Origin of the sequence: Oenococcus alcoholitolerans (genome assembly GCF_051852995.1) — a bacterium.
Lineage (GTDB): Bacteria > Bacillota > Bacilli > Lactobacillales > Lactobacillaceae > Oenococcus > Oenococcus alcoholitolerans.
The window spans coordinates 387715-402402 of record NZ_CP176042.1; the positions used below are offsets into that span (position 1 = coordinate 387715).

The 14688-nt window shown below is 40.9% G+C and carries 16 protein-coding genes; 12 read left to right on the plus strand and 4 right to left on the minus strand.

Going from position 1 to position 14688, the window contains the following annotated elements:
* Positions 1-103: 103 nt before the first annotated feature.
* A complete protein-coding gene (locus tag ACKP2L_RS02405) occupies positions 104-193 on the minus strand; it encodes a putative holin-like toxin (protein WP_021353390.1) in 90 nt (29 codons plus the stop codon).
* 394 nt (positions 194-587) lie between these two features.
* On the opposite strand from ACKP2L_RS02405, the gene ACKP2L_RS02410 reads away from it, so the two are divergent.
* From ACKP2L_RS02410 to ACKP2L_RS02420, 3 genes are all read left to right on the plus strand, one after another.
* Positions 588-839, plus strand: a complete 252-nt coding sequence (locus tag ACKP2L_RS02410) for a transposase (protein ID WP_439425789.1) — start codon at positions 588-590, stop codon at positions 837-839.
* 5 nt (positions 840-844) lie between these two features.
* Positions 845-1768, plus strand: a complete 924-nt coding sequence (locus ACKP2L_RS02415) for an IS3 family transposase (RefSeq protein WP_439424649.1) — start codon at positions 845-847, stop codon at positions 1766-1768.
* Positions 1769-1859: 91 nt separating this feature from the next.
* On the plus strand, positions 1860-2945 hold the full coding sequence (locus ACKP2L_RS02420) for a tyrosine-type recombinase/integrase (protein WP_439425790.1): 1086 nt from the start codon (positions 1860-1862) through the stop codon (positions 2943-2945).
* Positions 2946-3090: 145 nt separating this feature from the next.
* On the opposite strand, the gene ACKP2L_RS02425 is transcribed toward ACKP2L_RS02420, so the two are convergent.
* Positions 3091-4707, minus strand: a complete 1617-nt coding sequence (locus ACKP2L_RS02425; protein WP_439425791.1) for a peptide ABC transporter substrate-binding protein — start codon at positions 4705-4707, stop codon at positions 3091-3093.
* Between the two features lie 121 nt (positions 4708-4828).
* Complete coding sequence (locus ACKP2L_RS02430; RefSeq protein ID WP_439425792.1) at positions 4829-5587, minus strand: SDR family oxidoreductase; 759 nt, start codon at positions 5585-5587, stop codon at positions 4829-4831.
* Positions 5588-5822: 235 nt separating this feature from the next.
* Here ACKP2L_RS02430 and ACKP2L_RS02435 point away from each other — a divergent pair, with 235 nt between their 5' ends.
* Positions 5823-6467, plus strand: coding sequence for an FMN-dependent NADH-azoreductase (locus tag ACKP2L_RS02435; protein ID WP_439425793.1), 645 nt, complete (start codon positions 5823-5825; stop codon positions 6465-6467).
* A 64-nt stretch (positions 6468-6531) separates the two neighbouring features.
* Here the strand turns inward: ACKP2L_RS02435 and ACKP2L_RS02440 are convergent, their stop codons facing one another.
* Positions 6532-7140, minus strand: a complete 609-nt coding sequence (locus ACKP2L_RS02440; protein ID WP_439425794.1) for a LysM peptidoglycan-binding domain-containing protein — start codon at positions 7138-7140, stop codon at positions 6532-6534.
* Between the two features lie 250 nt (positions 7141-7390).
* Between ACKP2L_RS02440 and prfB the strand changes: the two genes are divergently transcribed.
* The 8 genes from prfB (at position 7391) to phoU (ending at position 14680) form a co-directional block, all read left to right on the plus strand.
* Positions 7391-8509 carry a peptide chain release factor 2 gene (prfB, locus tag ACKP2L_RS02445; protein ID WP_439425795.1) on the plus strand — a complete coding sequence of 373 codons (1119 nt, stop codon included), beginning with the start codon at positions 7391-7393 and terminating at the stop codon, positions 8507-8509.
* 140 nt (positions 8510-8649) lie between these two features.
* Positions 8650-9540 carry a phosphate ABC transporter substrate-binding protein gene (locus ACKP2L_RS02450; RefSeq protein WP_439425796.1) on the plus strand — a complete coding sequence of 297 codons (891 nt, stop codon included), beginning with the start codon at positions 8650-8652 and terminating at the stop codon, positions 9538-9540.
* Between the two features lie 55 nt (positions 9541-9595).
* On the plus strand, positions 9596-10492 hold the full coding sequence (locus ACKP2L_RS02455; RefSeq protein WP_439425797.1) for a PstS family phosphate ABC transporter substrate-binding protein: 897 nt from the start codon (positions 9596-9598) through the stop codon (positions 10490-10492).
* Positions 10492-11445, plus strand: a complete 954-nt coding sequence (pstC, locus tag ACKP2L_RS02460) for a phosphate ABC transporter permease subunit PstC (RefSeq protein ID WP_439425798.1) — start codon at positions 10492-10494, stop codon at positions 11443-11445. The genes ACKP2L_RS02455 and pstC overlap by 1 nt, the downstream gene beginning before the upstream one ends.
* Positions 11445-12341: a phosphate ABC transporter permease PstA gene (gene pstA / locus ACKP2L_RS02465; RefSeq protein WP_439425799.1), complete on the plus strand. Its 897-nt coding sequence runs from the start codon at positions 11445-11447 to the stop codon at positions 12339-12341. Before pstC ends, pstA begins: the two co-directional genes overlap by 1 nt.
* 1 nt (position 12342) lies before the next feature.
* Complete coding sequence (gene pstB / locus ACKP2L_RS02470) at positions 12343-13209, plus strand: phosphate ABC transporter ATP-binding protein PstB (RefSeq protein ID WP_439425800.1); 867 nt, start codon at positions 12343-12345, stop codon at positions 13207-13209.
* Positions 13209-13970, plus strand: coding sequence for a phosphate ABC transporter ATP-binding protein PstB (gene pstB, locus ACKP2L_RS02475; protein ID WP_439425801.1), 762 nt, complete (start codon positions 13209-13211; stop codon positions 13968-13970). Before pstB (ACKP2L_RS02470) ends, pstB (ACKP2L_RS02475) begins: the two co-directional genes overlap by 1 nt.
* A 23-nt stretch (positions 13971-13993) precedes the next feature.
* On the plus strand, positions 13994-14680 hold the full coding sequence (phoU, locus tag ACKP2L_RS02480) for a phosphate signaling complex protein PhoU (protein ID WP_439425802.1): 687 nt from the start codon (positions 13994-13996) through the stop codon (positions 14678-14680).
* Positions 14681-14688 lie beyond the last annotated feature (8 nt).

Sequence of the window (14688 nt, forward strand, 5' to 3'; positions counted from 1 at the left end):
ACGTGAACAGGACTTCCCGTGTAGAGCCGTTAAAGACGGTGGCAGATATTAAAACAACACTAGTTCGCCCCATAACCGGTCAAAGTTATGTGGGGCGGCTTTTTCATTTGTGGTGCTTGTCGATATAGCTGAGTAGCGCGATTAAAAACGTGCCAAACAGCAACATCAACGAGAGTGTCTGGAAGACGCTCATTGACTGTGAAACCTTCCTGAAGATTATTCCATGTTCCCATGGGCCTCACCTCGCAAGGGAAAAGACAGCCACCGCCCTTAAAACTTCTTGCTTAATCTATCATACAGTTGAATTAAGCATTGTGCTTGGTCAAAGCGTTAAAAATACCGCAACTGCTGAAAATAAAGGTTATGATGCTGGTAAGAAAATAAAAAAAGAGGACTTTAGTCCTCTTATACATAATTAATTTTCGTGGCGAACGCCTTTAAATTTTTTGTTAGAAACGTTCATGAACTGTCCAGTTATAGTGTTGCGTTTTATAAACACATTGTTTTGGATGTAAGCTGATTCCTGAGACAACTTTTAAGAGAGGGTATAATGAATAAATCGTCTCTTAAAAGAAAGGAATTTTTACATGCCAACTCATTATGACAAAGAATTCGAACAGAATATTATCAATCTCTATAAACAAGGTGAATCCGCTGCTCAACTTGCCAGAGAATATGGCATTGGCTATTCCACTGTTCATAAGTGGGTCCAAGCCCAAACTCAAAACAAGTCAGGTAAGATTCCTGATGAGATTAAAGCAATGGAGAAACGCTTAACTGCTTTATCCGAGAAGAACGAAATCTTAAAAAAAGCCCTCAGCTTCCTTGCGCAGAGATAACCGATATCTTTGATTATATCCAACAAGAAAGCCAAAATTACCAGGTAACTAAGATGTGCCGAGTCCTCGGGCTTTCAAGAGCGCATTACTATCGCTATAAAGTCCACAAGCCCTCAAAAAGAAGTCTGGAAGACAAAGATCTGAAACAGCGGATCTTTTGCATCTTCGTTGAATTCAAACAAAGATATGGCGTCATGAAGATTCACTATGAATTGAATCTGGAACTTCAACCACTGCAGCGCCGCTGCAGTCCTCTTCGAGTCTCTCGGCTCATAAAGGAGATGGATATTCACTCGATTGCCATCAAGAAGTGGAAGGTCACCTCTTCCTCCAAACAAGCGATTCAAACAGCGTCCCAATTGCTTAAGCAGGATTTCTCCACCACTGGCTTAAATCAGAAATGGACAACTGATATTACTTATATTCAAACGAAGCGTGATGGTTGGTGTTACTTATCAACCATCATGGATCTGCACTCAAGACGAATTATCGGGTATTCATTCTCAAAAAAAATGGCTACCAAGCTGATCATAAAGACACTTGAAAGCGCGGTTAAAAATCGGACAATTACTGAAGAGCTCATCATTCACAGTGAGCTGGGTACGCAGTACACCAGCGATGAATATAACAAACGCTTAAATGAACTACATATCCGCCACTCGGACAGCCGTAAGGGTTGCCCGTATGACAACGCCCCAATGGAATCTTTTCATGCTTCACTCAAAAAGAAATGCGTTTACCCAGTGCCGTTCTTTAAGAACTATGAAACTGCCGCTGCAGTCCTTTTTGAATATGTCCATTCCTTTTATAATAGGAAAAGAATTCATAGTTCACTGGGCTACCAGACCCCCTTGCAGGTTGAAATCGCAACACTTGCAACCAAATGGCCGCCTGATTTAATGCTTTCCATGGTTCAAATAAGTTATTAATCGAAATTAATGATTTATTTGAGCTGTGGAAGCTAAACGCGGTTCTTGATCTCTCTTAAAATCTGTCTCACGTATTGACTACAATCCAACCATGAAAAGCGGTTATATCAGCAACAAAGAAGCTGTAAACGCCTATCGGGCGTATAAGATAGCCGAAGCGCATGGGCAACTAGAAAGCCAGCAAGTTAAACGAATCAAGTTCAATGAACTAGCTAAAGAATGGTTGGCCATGAAAGCTAAAGATGTGAAGCCATCCACTTACAAAAAGATTGAAGAGCGCTATAAGCTGCACATTCAGCCCTATTTTAAGGGGATGTATCTAGATGAACTCACGCCGATCAAAGCTCAAAAGTTTGTTAATGGCCTAGCAGCTAAGCTAGTTGGTTATACGGACTTTTTAGATATCGTGAATCAGGTCTATAAAAAGGCTGTGCAGTACGGTTATGTTAAAGATAACCCCTTTGCTAACGTGGACAAGCCGAGAGCTAAAAAAGCACCATCTAGTGCCTCTGTGAAGTTCTATGATGTCGAACAACTCAGACGATTTCTAAACAGTGCTTATCAGCTATATTCCAAAGACTATTATAGCCGATACTTGTTTTTCAGACTCTTAGCTTTCACGGGGATGAGAAAAGGCGAGGCGCTGGCCTTGAACTGGAAAGATGTGGACTTAGCTAGTAAGACCTTATCAATCAGTAAAACGATTGTGACGGTGGTCAGCGGAGAAGTTATTTCTGATGAGCCTAAAACCAAAGCCAGCAACCGCTTGATGACGCTTGATGATGAAACTGTTTCAGCTTTGGCTGAATGGAAGCTCAGGCAGCATGAGCTGTATAAAGCTCTTGGCTACTCGGCATCCCCATGCAGCTACGTTTTTAACAGCGAGGTCAATTCATTTATTAGTTTAAGCCGTCCCAGAGCGTGGGCGAGGGCGATTGCTAAGGCGGCTGATCTGCCTGCCATTATTATCCATGGCTTTCGCCATACGTATGCTACTTTGGCTGTCCAGTCAGGTATGGATATCAAGCAATTACAATATCAGCTTGGCCATAATGATGTTCATACCACTTTGCAGATATACGCCGAAGTAACCAATAAGCAGAAAACAGAAACAGCGAAGATTTTTGCTAATTTCGTTAACGAAAGTAATATTAAAAGTAATACCGCAAAGCCTTGAATTTCTAAAGCCTTGCAGGACAAGGGATAGAGCGTTTATAGTTCGAATCTCTCTCCATCCATTTTTCGTTTGAGGCACTGAGGCCTCTTTTTTTTGACTAAAAAATCCGTAATCATTTAAATGACTACGGATCTACGGTTAAGTTTTATTTGTGAGCATATTTGAAATATAAATAGTTGCCTGGGTCAAAGTGCTGTAGCCCCTTTAGCTTTGGATTCACAAGACTAGGCGAGTAGCTCCAATAAATCGGCAAAGCACCTGCATCTTTTGCTAAGGCAACTTCAGCATTTATTTCATCCTTTGTACGAGCGCTATGATTCAGTGCATTTTGATCCATTGCTCGATTAAAGGCAGCATCATATTTGCTTGATGACCACCGGCCATCGTTGTTACTGCCATTTGTGGTGAACAAAGTTAGATAACCAGTCGGTTCGGCGTAATCGGAAGTCCAGCCGCCGACCATGACATCGAAATTTTGATTCCTCTGGTCTTGAAGTCTTTGCTGGAAGGGTACAAAGTGCTCTCTTATATGAACCCTGCCCAATCTCTGCCAGCTTTGCTGCAGATAGTCTACTTCAGGTTTAGAAACCGGATTTTCCGCCGTAGCTTCAACATTTAAGGTCAGAGAGTTTAATTTTTCCTGTTTCATGCCGCGTCGGAAGAGTTTGCGCGCTTGACTCAGATCGTATTTATAATATTTCGCTGTTCTTTGAGCAGCAGTCTTTGCAAAATCTTTTCCTTGGCTGGTCAGCCCGCCAGATCCTTCCGGAACCAAACCGGTAGCCGGTTTATCCATTCCGCTTGATAATTGATCAGCGATCGCTTTTCGATCAATAGCGTAATTCAAGGCTAAACGAATGTTTCTGTTTGTCAAACCCTTAACTCTGCCAGTTTGGTTAAATTCTAAGTAGAAAACACCGCCAGCTGGGTAATTGTGGAAGTCCTTGCGATTACGATTGGCTGAAACTGATTGTTGGGTCGTCAATGGAGCTAGATCCAAGCGATTTCTTCGGTACAAACCTACGACCGCAACTGGATCGCTGACGACACTTTCGTCTATGCGGCTGCTGGCAACGTGCTTTTTATCCCAATAATAGCGATTTTTTACTAAGCGATAGTGGTTATTCGTTCCGTTCCAGCCAGTCAGCCTGAATGGTCCGCTATAGACCTGATGATCTGAGGAATTGCCAAAATGGCGGCCAAAACGCTGTACGACTGCTGGATCAACAGCGTAAAAGGTTGGTGCCGCTAGTTCCATTTCAAATTGCGGAAGGGGATGATCTAATGTTACGATCAAAGTTCGATCATTTTTAGCAAGCACACCTAGTTTTGACGGGTCCGCTTTGCCTGAAGAAATATTATCAGCATTTACGATTCCGGAAAATTTGTAAGCAGCTTGGCTATGAGTAGCTGGATTTAATAATCTGCGCCAAGCAAAGACGAAATCCGAAGCTCTTAAACGATCGCCATTAGACCAGTGCAGCCCTTTACGCAAAGTAAAAGTCCATCTTTTGCCGTCTTTGCTGTGGTTCCATTTTTGTGCGAGACCGGCAGAAATTTGTCCATTTTTATTCCGGCTCAAAAGTCCTTCTTGGACATTGATCGCGACTTGGTCTGAATAAGAATCGTTTATCATCGCCGGATCGATAGTCGTTATTGCCGAACCGACCGAAAAATAAAGGGTCGGATTTTTCTTAGCAGCAGTCGCGGCGATTGGAAGAGAGCTTGAAGCCAGCAGGAGAGCCGATAAAAAACTGGCCAAAAATATTTTTTTGCTTTTTTTAAAATTCGTTTTCGTTCCCTTCTTTCTAACTAGTGAGAATATAAGTAATAAATTAAATTGATCGAACTATACCACTAAAAAGATCAATAAACAAATTTGCTTAAACTGATTGATTGGTAGGACGGACGATCATATCGTTAACACTCATCCTGTTTGGAGTGTCAATTACAAATAAAACCGCCTGAGCTATATCTTCAGGACGCAGCGCCCAATCGTTGCTTTGGTCAGAAGCTGCGATCGCCTTGCGCATTTGTTGTGCAACTGGACTTTGACCGGTTGAACTCAGCAAATTAGTCACTGTTGATCCGGGTGAAACGATCGTCGATTTTATATTATTTTTATATTGTTCTTGTCTTAACCCTTCCATTATTGCCCTTACGGCAAACTTGGTACCGTTATAAACGGCATAATTCGGCCAAATATTATAGCCGGCAACTGAATCTGTTGCAATGATATGCCCCGATTTATGTTCTTGCATATATGGCAGTACGGCGGCAATACCATTTAAAACACCATTGATATTTATATCTATTTCTTGTTTCCATTCATCGCGCCGTCCTTCGACTAAAGGAGATACAGGCATGATACCGGCATTGTTATAAAGAACATCGATTTTACCATATTCGGATAGAGCCAAGTCGCTTAAAGCCTTAACGTCATCATAATTGACCACGTCAGTAACTTTATAAACTGCTTGACCGCCGCCATCGTTTATTTTTTTGCAAATATCTTTTAGTTTTTCTTCGCGTCGTGCGCCTAAAACTAATTTAGCTCCGTTTTTTGCCAACAAAAACGCTGTTGCCTGGCCAATTCCAGAAGAAGCGCCGGTTATGATAACTACTTTATCTTTTACAGACATTTCAACCTCCTTGATTACTTAAAACAAGTAAATTTTACAGCTTTGAGTTGGCTCCAAGTCAACAAAAAATAATAAATTTGAGATTTTTTTAACAAAATGTGTTTTTTAAGCTTTTAAGACGTTAAAATTTATATGTAAAGCGCTTTATCGGCAAAATATACATGATTTTTTTGATATTTTATGCAGAGCTTTACCATATTGACTGATTTTTTTGATTATATTTAGGAGTTAATAAATGGCAACTATTCTTGTTATAAAAGCACACCAGGATGTGGATATCGAACAATCCAAAAGTATCACGATCTTGAATACTTTTTTGGATAAATATAAACAGCTTCATCCCGAAGACAAGGTCATCGAAAGAAATGTTTCAGAAGAAATGCCTTTCCCATTCAATAAAATAAGTTTGTCGATTTATAATAAACGTTTGCATCATCAAAATCTAACTGAAGAAGAAGACCATTTTGCAAAAGAACGTTTTGTATGGGTCAAAGAGTTTGTTGACGCGGATAAATATGTGTTTGCGAACCCTATGTACAATTTGTTTTTGCCTGCTGAATTAAAAAGTTATATAGATATCGTGATGCAAGTTCCTTATACCTTTCACTATACAAAAGAGGGTGTTGCAGAAGGCTTATTAAGGGATAAAAAAGCTTTGCATATCCAAGCTAATGGCGGCACTTACCACAGTTTTGACGGAACTGGGGCACCTGAGGGATTGGATTTTGGCGATAAATACCTTCAAAGTGTTTTACAGGTCATGGGCGTTACTGATTATCAAAGACTATTTATCGAGGGAATAGATCATGATCCTTCGATCAAAGATGCAGTTTTGAAAAAAGTTAAATTGCAAGCTGAACAATTAGCTGCTGATTTTTAAAAAGACTAATAAAAAAACGGACCTCCGAGTCCGTTTTTATTTTTCCTTTTTAAGAATTATTTAATTACCATCCACCGTTGGTTGGAACATTTTGCCATCCACCGTAACGGCTGTTAGCGTACCAATTAGCAACTTGGTCTTGATGGGCACTGCTAAAGTCACTAACAGATCCGCCAACAGCGGCAACACCGGCTGCCCAAGTTGAAGAGGCGAATTGATATGCACCGAGATATCCATTACCAGTGAAAGTCTGATAATTATTTCCTGATTCTATTTGGCGGCGCCTCAAAGCATTAGCGTTGCCATTATTTGAATAGTTTACTGGAGCACTGTAACTGCCTGTGTAGGTCGTTGCTGTATAAGCAGGTTGTACTGGAGCTTGATATTGGATTTGTGGTGCTGCTTGAGCAGGTGCTTGGTATTGCGGTGCTGCTTGAGCAGAATCAGATGAGATGGTCAATGTTTCTCCGGCATAAATTAAGTTAATATTAGAAATGTTGTTTGTTTTTGCAAGATCATTAATGTTAACTTGAAACTTATTCGCGATTTTTGAAAGTGTATCGCCCGACTGGATATTATAAGTAGTATCAGCGCTGGCACTTACTGCAGTAAGTGCGAAAGCTGCTGCAGAAGTCAAAAGAATCGTGTTGAGTTTTGCATTTATTTTTAACATGCTTCTAGATTACCTTGTCGATATTTCTTTACTTTTTTAATGAGATTATTTTATTTACTCTTTATTTACGGATCCTGAAATATTTTGTAGGTTAGCACTGATTTTTGCAAAAATGTAACTTTGTTTTAACATAAGCAAGCAATATTTGATTTTTTTATATATTTTTTTCAGATCCGATCATATTCTGAACGTCTGATGAAAAAAATTGAAGGAATATGACTTTCTTTATATATAATATACTGGAGTTGAAATGGAATTATCACAAGCAAAAAATTTAATCAATGATATGGCCTCTCAAATAGAAGGATTCAAAAAAACTTTGGATTTAGACGCCCTGGATGCTCAGATAGCGGAAAATGAAGATAAAATGAGTCAGCCGGATTTCTGGAATGACAATGAAGCGGCTCAAAAATTGATCGATACTACTAATGTGATCAAATCACGTCGCGATTCTTTTGTTGATCTTGATAAAAAAGTTCAAGACCTGCAAACTCTTTATGAGCTTTTAAACGACGACGATGATCCCGACATGCACCGGGAATTAGACGAAAACATCGAAAAGACTCAAAAAGAACTTCAACAATATAATTTGCAGCAGCTTCTTAATGGCAAATATGATGCAAATAATGCTATTTTAGAGATCCATCCCGGCGAAGGCGGTACTGAATCTTCTGATTGGGCGGGCAATCTATATCGGATGTATACTCGCTGGGCCCAGTCCCATGATTTTAAAGTTGAGGTCATGGATTATCAAGCAGCTGACGTCGCAGGCATCGATTCAGCTACTTTGCGGATAACCGGTCACAATGCCTACGGTTTTTTGCGCAGTGAAAAGGGAGTCCATCGCTTTGTTAGAATAAGCCCGTTTGATTCTGCAGGCCGGCGCCATACTTCTTTTGTTTCCATAGATGTGATGCCTGAGCTGGATGATGATGAAATCGAGATAGAAATCAAACCGCAGGATGTTAAAATGGACGTTTTCAGGTCTGGCGGAGCTGGCGGACAAAACGTCAACAAAGTTTCTACTGCTGTTCGTTTGACTCATATACCAACTGGCATCGTTGTTTCCTCTCAGATCGAACGAACTCAATATGGCAACCGTGATATTGCGATGAAAATGCTGAAATCGAAACTTTATGAGATCGAGGAGCAAAAACGAGAAGAAGAGCATGCAAAATTAGCCGGTACTAAACTTGATGTTGCTTGGGGTTCACAAATCAGATCTTATGTTTTTCAGCCGTATAGAATGGTCAAAGATCTCAGAACCGGTTACGAAACGGGCGATACTGACGGTGTAATGGATGGTGATTTAGACCCATTCATAAATTCATATCTGCAATGGCAATTAGCCCAGAAAAATCCAGAGTGATCAGTGATGACATTCTGGATTTTTTCTTTTGAAATTTAAAAGTTTTTTTAACTTAAATATGTTATCTTTTAATTGCGAGGCATTTGTCCCGCGCACAAAATTAAATATTTAAGCAAGACAATTTAAGGAGTTCCCTAATTATGAGGAAATGGTTAGTTGGTTTACTTGCGGTAGCGGCTATTAGTGGTGCGTCATTGACGAGCACTAATCTTGGTACAAGCGCTTCCGCAGCTTCTAAGTCGAGTATGACTGGAAAAGTCTTAGCTGTTGGTTCAACTGCACTTCAACCGCTCGCAGAGCAGGTTGGTCAGCGTTTTAATAGTGCGTATCCTTCAGTTCAAGTTACTATACAAGGAGGTGGCTCTGGTGCAGGTCTGACACAGGTTCAGGCCGGCTCAGTGCAGATTGGTAACTCAGATGTTTTTGCTGAGGAAAAAAGCGGGATCGATGCAAAATCTCTTTCGGATCACCGTGTTGCGGTAGTTGGTATCGCACCGGTCGTTAATTCTGATGTTTCTGTAAGAAACCTAACGAGAAAACAATTAAGGGGTATTTTCACTGGAAAATACACCAATTGGAATCAAGTAGGCGGCAGAAATGAAAAAATCGTTATAATAAATCGTGCTTCTGGTTCTGGAACCAGGGCTGTGTTTGAATCTGCTATTTTAAATGGTGCTTCAGCTGTTAATGCTCAAGAACAAGATTCAAACGGTACTGTCCAAAAAATCGTTTCAACTACCCCTGGATCGATTTCATATTTGGCTTTTGGCTATATCAAGGGTCAAAATAATTTACGTGCTCTCCGCTTGAGCAAAGTTGCTCCTACGGCCAAGAATGTTTCTAATAACAAGTGGCCGATCTGGGGATATGAACACATGTACACTAAAGGAAAGGCACGCGGTGCTGTTTCTAAGTATATCCAGTATTTTCACAAGAAAAGTGTTCGTTCGCTGATCAGACAGCTTGGCTATATACCTTTGTCTAGTATGAAAGTAGACAAAGATGCCAATGGTGCTGTTACAAAGAGATAATGATCGAATCTAATTATTTTATTTCCGGGCTTTGCCCGGCTACATATCATTTATTATGAAAAGAATACTGACAAAAATCTCAATTTTAGTAATAGTTATCATCGCTTTGGCGATCGGTTCAACTAATAGGTCGTTTACCAGCAACGTCGTTGGTGAAACACACCCGAATACCAGCAGCATTTTGATCGTCGGCTCAACTGCACTTCAACCTTTAGCTGAAAGAGCTGCTGATATTTATACTCGTGAAAATAAAGGAGTGTCGGTCACCGTACAAGGCGGCGGTTCTGGGGCCGGATTGACGCAAGTACAATCTGGATCGGTTCAGATAGGTACCTCGGATGTTTTTGCAGAAGAAAAGAGCGGGATCGATGCAAAGAAAATTTCTGATCATCGGGTAGCGATCGTCGGTATTGCACCGGTAGTCAACAAAGACGTTAATATCAATAATATTTCTTCGCAGGATCTTCGCAGAATTTTCACTGGTCAAGTTAATAATTGGCGCCAAATAGGGGGACCTGATTTGCCTATAACCGTTATTAACAGAGCATCAGGTTCAGGAACTCGATCAGTTTTTGAAAACAGTGTTTTAAAGGGGTCGACTTCTGTCCATGCTCAAGAACAAGATTCAAACGGTACTGTTCAAAAAATCGTTTCGGCAACTCCGGGATCGGTTTCTTACTTAAGCTTTGGTTATATTTCGGGAAATAATTTAAAAGCGCTTAAAATAAATAACATTGCAGCCGATGAAAAAAACGTGCAGACCGGCCGTTGGCCGATTTGGGGATATGAGCATATGTATACTCATGGAAAGGCAGCCGGTGAAACTGCTAAATTTATTCGTTTTTTCCAATCTAACAGAATCCAAAATGGAATCGTCAAAGATCTAGGGTATATACCTTTACATGGTATGCAGGTCGAGAAGAATGCCAAAGGGGAGGTTTCTAAAAGATAATGGCAGTTAAGAAGGGCAATGTTGATCCAATCAAAGAATCGCTTTTAAAGCAATCGGTATCTACTAAAAAAGATCGAATGGGACGTTTGATCAGTTTTTCAGCTTTGGCACTCGTAGGAATCGTCGTTATTTCGATCTTATTCTTTGTTTTAAGCCGAGGACTGATGACCTTCACTCTTGACCGTATCAATCCTTTCAGATTTATCTTCGGGACCGTATGGGACCCTAATACTCCCGATTCGCAGGGAAATTTGCAATTCGGCGCAATGCCGATGATTTTAGGATCTTTTCTAGTTACTTTGTTAAGTGCGCTGGTAGCAACACCCTTTGCTATTGCCACATCTTTATTCATGGTTGAATTGCAGCCAAGCTGGGGTAAAAAAATCATGCAGCCAGTCGTTGAGCTTTTAGTCGGTATACCTTCTGTTGTTTATGGATATATCGGCTTGACGATCGTCGTTCCATTTTTAAGGAACATTTTCGGCGGTTCTGGTTTTGGAATACTGGCTGGAACGATCGTACTTTTCGTGATGATCTTGCCAACTATTACTTCATTAACAGTTGATGCTTTAAATAATGTTCCCGATCATTACCGTGAATCGGCTTTGGCTATCGGTGCAACCCGCTGGCAAATGATCTATAAAGTTATTTTGAGGGCAGCAATGCCGGGAATTCTGACTGCCGTTGTTTTTGGAATGGCTAGAGCCTTCGGTGAAGCCTTAGCTGTTCAGATGGTCGTTGGTAATGCTGCAATTATGCCTAATGGATTGTTAAGCTCCGCTTCGACCCTTACTTCTGTCTTGACTCAAGGTATTGGTAATACGACTGACGGTTCTGTACAAAATGATGCACTTTGGACCTTGGCGATGCTGCTGCTCGTCATGTCGCTGTTTTTCAATATGATCATTAAATTCATCGGTAGAAAAACAAGTATTAATCAGGGAGACCGCTAATGAATCAAAGAAGATCTAATAAGTTTGCTATTGGTGTGATATATTTCATTTCAGCGCTGGTCGTTTTGATATTAGTTGCTTTGATTTTTTCAATTTTGAGCGCTGGTATCCCCAACATAAATATTCATTTTCTGACAAGCCACTCATCTTCATTTGAAAGCGGCGGAGGTATTTCGGATCAATTATTTAATTCTTTTTATTTATTGATCTTATCAATGGTCATTTCTATTCCGATCGCACTGGGTTCTGCGATTTACCTTAATGAATTTGCTAATAAGAAATCAGAGATCGTTTCTTTGTTCCGTTCGGCAATAGAAGTTTTAAGCTCTCTGCCGTCGGTAGTTGTTGGACTTTTCGGTTTTCTATTATTTGTTTTAAAATTTCACTTCGGCTTTTCGGTTTTATCAGGATCGATCGCGCTGACTTTCTTCAATTTGCCTTTGTTGACCAGGTCGATTGAAAATTCATTGATAGCAGTTCCTGATCTGCAGCGGGAAGCCGGTCTTGCATTAGGATTATCAAAATGGGAGACAGTTACAAAGGTCATTTTGCCGGCTGCAGTCCCGTCTATCGTCACAGGAATAGTTTTAGCTGCTGGACGTGTTTTCGGTGAAGCTGCTGCTTTGCTATTCACAGCCGGTCAATCTGCCCCTGCACTTAATTGGTTTAATTGGAATCCATTTTCTTCTACCAGCCCCTTGAATCCAATGCGTCCTGCTGAGACTTTGGCTGTTCATATATGGAAAGTAAATTCGGAAGGTACGATGCCGGATGCTGCTCAGATATCAGCAGGTTCCTCAGCGGTTTTGATAATCATGGTTTTGATCTTCAATTTATCGGCAAGGTATTTCGGCAATAAATTATATAAAAAGATGACTTCGGGGACGGAAAAATAAGATGGCCAGAACTTTTAGAAAAAATAGAAGAAAAGCACCAAAGCTGGAGTCTGATTTTAAAAAAATCATTACTTTGGATAATCCCGAAAGCTACATTTCCGAACCTGATCCTGCTCGTCACGAGATAGCTTTAAAAACTGATAACGTTTCTGTTTATTATGGTGATAATAAAGCGCTCAATGATACGAGCTTATCCTTTGTCCGTTATAAAATAACTAGTTTGATCGGAGCATCCGGATCGGGCAAATCAACTTTCCTGCGTTCTTTGAACAGGATGAACGACGGCATTGCTGATGTTAAGGGCAAGATAATGTACCGCGGTCTCGATTTGAATTCATCCCAAGTTGATGTTTACGAAGTGCGTCGTCATATAGGCATGGTTTTTCAAAGGCCAAACCCCTTTGCTAAGTCGATTTATAACAACGTTGCCTTTGCCTTAACGCAGCGCAAGCATTATAAAAAAGCCGAGTTAGACGAAATAGTTGAATCGTCTTTGCGCCAGGCAGCTTTGTGGGACCAGGTCAAAGATGATTTGAATAAATCAGCCCTGGAGCTTTCCGGCGGTCAAGCACAGCGATTAGTTATTGCAAGGGCCTTAGCTTTGAAACCGGATATTCTTTTGATGGATGAGCCGACCAGTGCTTTAGACCCTCGTTCGACCATGCAGGTCGAAGAAACGATGCTCGAGTTGAAGAAAAAATATACGATCATCATAGTTACTCATAATATGCAGCAGGCAGCCCGGATCGGCGACTATACTGCCTTCTTTCATTTGGGCAATGTCGTAGAATATGATCTAACAAGAAAAATTTTTACTAGACCGAAAGTAAAATTAACTGATGATTATGTTTCGGGGAATTTTGGATAATGGCAGAAGAGGCGATACTTACAACTAAAAATGTAAAACTTTTTTACGGCAAGAAAGAAGCTTTGCATAACATTGATTTGGATTTTTACAGTCATGGTATCACTGCTTTGATAGGTCCGTCTGGGTCCGGTAAAACAACATATTTGCGTACTTTAAATCGGATGCATGATATGACTGCCAATGTCAAAGTGGAGGGAGAGTTTCTTTTTCATGGCAAAGATATCTATTCTGATAGTTTCGATCTAGTTGATTTGCGTAAACGGATAGGCATGGTTTTTCAACAGCCGACGCCTTTCCCTTTCAGCATCTATGAAAATGTTGCTTTTGGTCTTAGACTTGGTAAAAAAGTTCCAAAACGAGTCCTCGATCAAGAAGTTGAAACAGCCTTACGCCAGGCAGGTTTGTGGGACGAGGTCAAAGACCGCTTGAATACTAACGCTTTAGGACTTTCGGGCGGACAGCAGCAGCGTGTCAGTATTGCAAGAGTGCTAGCGACAAAGCCTGACATTCTTTTATTAGATGAGCCTACCAGTGCCCTTGACCCGATTTCTAGCCGGGTAGTGGAAAACTCTCTTTTGAATCTACGCGATCGTTATTGTTTGATAATCGTTACTCACAATATGCAGCAAGCAGCCCGGATCAGCCAACGGACAGCCTTTTTTAACGAAGGCAGGCTTGTAGAGATCGGTAAAACGCGCGACATTTTCCTTAATCCGGTTGAAAAGGAAACTCAAGATTATGTCAGCGGACGTTTCGGCTAAAAAAGAATCCGAAAGGAAAAGAAATGAGCAGAATTTTTGACATTGAAATGGAAGACCTTGATGAGCAATTCCGTAGTATGGGAAGAATGGTTTCCCGGACTATTGATAAGGCGGTTGTGGCCTTTATGGCTCACGATACAAAAACTTCAGAAGAAATAATCAACCGTGACCACGAAATAAACGAGCGTGAAGCAGCTATCGAGAAGAAGACTTTTGAGATGATCGCTCTATATCAACCGGTTTCTACGGATCTGCGCGAAGTTGTAACTATTTTAAAAGCGGTATCGGTCCTTGAAAGAATGGGTGATTATGCTCGCGATATCGCCCAATCAACGATCAGGATCCACCATCGGCAGAGCGGTGATCGGCGTATGCCGGATATAGAAAGAAAGATTTCGGAAATGGGCTTGATGGCAACAAGGACTGTTGATGAGACCCTGGATGCTTATGTTTCGGATTCGATCGACGATGTACAAAGGATAGCTTCTCATTCTGACCACGTAGGTCGTTTGTCCGCCAACATACGCAAGGATATTTTGACATCTATGAAAGATGATGTTGACACCATCGATACGGGAGCTGACTATTTGGTCGTCGTTGGGTATTTGAAAAGAACGGCCGATCATGCTACCGATATTGCGGAATGGCTTGTCTATAAGCGCAGCGGCAAGATCATCGAACTTAATCCCGGTTCCTCGAGTTTTATTTAAGGAGTTTT

Bases quoted from the DNA above. Each gene is read 5' to 3' on its own strand.
- ACKP2L_RS02405 (WP_021353390.1), bottom strand. From the start codon at position 193: ATGAGCGTCTTCCAGACACTCTCGTTGATGTTGCTGTTTGGCACGTTT.
- ACKP2L_RS02410 (WP_439425789.1), top strand. From the start codon at position 588: ATGCCAACTCATTATGACAAAGAATTCGAACAGAATATTATCAATCTC.
- ACKP2L_RS02420 (WP_439425790.1), top strand. From the start codon at position 1,860: ATGAAAAGCGGTTATATCAGCAACAAAGAAGCTGTAAACGCCTATCGG.
- ACKP2L_RS02430 (WP_439425792.1), bottom strand. From the start codon at position 5,587: ATGTCTGTAAAAGATAAAGTAGTTATCATAACCGGCGCTTCTTCTGGA.
- ACKP2L_RS02435 (WP_439425793.1), top strand. From the start codon at position 5,823: ATGGCAACTATTCTTGTTATAAAAGCACACCAGGATGTGGATATCGAA.
- ACKP2L_RS02440 (WP_439425794.1), bottom strand. From the start codon at position 7,140: ATGTTAAAAATAAATGCAAAACTCAACACGATTCTTTTGACTTCTGCA.
- prfB (WP_439425795.1), top strand. From the start codon at position 7,391: ATGGAATTATCACAAGCAAAAAATTTAATCAATGATATGGCCTCTCAA.
- ACKP2L_RS02450 (WP_439425796.1), top strand. From the start codon at position 8,650: ATGAGGAAATGGTTAGTTGGTTTACTTGCGGTAGCGGCTATTAGTGGT.
- ACKP2L_RS02455 (WP_439425797.1), top strand. From the start codon at position 9,596: ATGAAAAGAATACTGACAAAAATCTCAATTTTAGTAATAGTTATCATC.
- pstC (WP_439425798.1), top strand. From the start codon at position 10,492: ATGGCAGTTAAGAAGGGCAATGTTGATCCAATCAAAGAATCGCTTTTA.
- pstA (WP_439425799.1), top strand. From the start codon at position 11,445: ATGAATCAAAGAAGATCTAATAAGTTTGCTATTGGTGTGATATATTTC.
- pstB (WP_439425800.1), top strand. From the start codon at position 12,343: ATGGCCAGAACTTTTAGAAAAAATAGAAGAAAAGCACCAAAGCTGGAG.
- pstB (WP_439425801.1), top strand. From the start codon at position 13,209: ATGGCAGAAGAGGCGATACTTACAACTAAAAATGTAAAACTTTTTTAC.
- phoU (WP_439425802.1), top strand. From the start codon at position 13,994: ATGAGCAGAATTTTTGACATTGAAATGGAAGACCTTGATGAGCAATTC.